Raw genomic sequence first — 270 nt, forward strand, 5'->3', positions numbered from 1 at the left:
GGTGAAATCGATCAAATTAATGAAAGGATGCGTGCGAGAGCATGAGCATCTCATCAAAAACAAGAAAAATGCTTTGGGGACGCGCTGCGAATAGATGCGCTATTTGCAAGATTGAGCTTGTAATGGATGAAACTGAGACCGATGATGAATCAGTTATTGGTGATGAGTGTCATATTGTAGCTCGGGAAGAAGATGGCCCACGAGGTGAATCTATTCTCTCTAAGGAACAGAGGGATAAATACAATAACTTGATACTGTTATATAAGATAC

1 pseudogene is annotated in these 270 nt (G+C 40.4%); it reads left to right on the forward strand.

The annotated features are described in order from the left end of the window. Window positions 1–41 precede the first annotated feature (41 nt). Window positions 42–270 (forward strand): annotated as a pseudogene (locus tag MJ257_RS24740) (HNH endonuclease signature motif containing protein); the annotation flags it as partial.

This window comes from Paenibacillus timonensis (assembly GCF_022427145.1).
Lineage (GTDB): Bacteria > Bacillota > Bacilli > Paenibacillales > Paenibacillaceae > Fontibacillus > Fontibacillus timonensis.